This window comes from Treponema endosymbiont of Eucomonympha sp., from assembly GCF_001028545.1.
Genome location: NZ_BBPW01000466.1, coordinates 1 through 558, shown reverse-complemented (window position 1 = coordinate 558; position 558 = coordinate 1). Strand labels below are relative to the sequence as shown.

The following is a 558-nucleotide window of genomic DNA, read 5'->3' as shown; positions in this document are numbered from 1 at the left end:
TTTTTTCTGCTGAGGGAATAGACTTTCGCCCCGCCGCCGGGACGCTGGGCGAAATACGCGAGCTTCTCCTCGTCGACGAACACGAGGCGCGGGGACGCTGTGCCGATCAGGTTGGCGATTTCCTCGTTGCGCAGCCCGTAGTCGAGCGGCACGATGACGCAGCCCGCATAGAGCGCGGACAGGTACACCGTCGCCCACTCCGACGAGTTTTTGCCCGTAACGGCGACGCGGTCGCCTTTCTGCACGCCCTGCTCCCGAATCCACGAGGCGAGCTTCAGGCAGTTTCTGCGCGCTTCGGCATAGGTGCGGGTGATTTTGTCGGGGTCGAAGTCGGTGAAGCAGGGGCGGGCGGGGAAGCGCCGCGCGGTAATGTCGAACATTTCGGGGACGGTGGGCCATTCGCCGCCGAACGCGCTGCCGCGCCGTTCTTCAAGGAATTTCCACGGCATTCTTTCCGATATTTTCACACGAATACCCCCTTATACTGCTGCGGCACGGACAGACTCCCTGCAAGTTTTTCAGCCTTCCTGCCGCGTTTCGCCTTGAAAATCGTCGGAG

Annotated in this window: 1 protein-coding gene; it reads right to left on the bottom strand. The window is 61.6% G+C overall.

Annotated features, from left to right (window positions below; genetic code table 11):
• On the bottom strand, window positions 1–467 hold a 467-nt coding region (locus AWU74_RS07610; protein ID WP_162505040.1), incomplete at its 3' end, for an AMP-binding protein.
• Between the last annotated feature and the right edge of the window lie 91 nt (window positions 468–558).